Source organism: Pelomonas nitida (assembly GCF_043555975.1).
GTDB classification, from domain to species: domain Bacteria; phylum Pseudomonadota; class Gammaproteobacteria; order Burkholderiales; family Burkholderiaceae_C; genus Pelomonas; species Pelomonas nitida.
This window is the reverse complement of sequence record NZ_JBIGIA010000081.1, coordinates 1-249: the sequence shown is the minus strand read 5'-3', so window position 1 is coordinate 249 and position 249 is coordinate 1. Positions and strand designations below refer to the sequence as shown.

1 pseudogene is annotated in these 249 nt (G+C 58.2%); it reads left to right on the top strand.

The annotated features are described in order from the left end of the window. Positions 1-117: pseudogene (locus tag ACG00X_RS24175) on the top strand (IS5/IS1182 family transposase); the annotation flags it as partial. Positions 118-249: the final 132 nt, after the last annotated feature.

Sequence of the window (249 nt, the reverse complement as noted above, 5' to 3'; positions counted from 1 at the left end):
CTGGCCGCGTTTGGCAAGCTGCGCATCCGGTTTGAGCGCGCCGTCGAGACTCATGTGGCGCTGTTGAGCTTGGCCTGCTGCGTCATCTGTTGTCGCGCCTTGCCGGAATTTTGTTAGCGGCTCTTAGAGCCGCTAACGAAACTTATCATCTGCCTCAGTTCAAGAACCGCTGAGGAAGATGGCAGTCAAGAAGGAAGTCAGCGCAGCACTGTGGTCGCGGATACAGCCGCTGTTGCCCGAGGTGCGGAA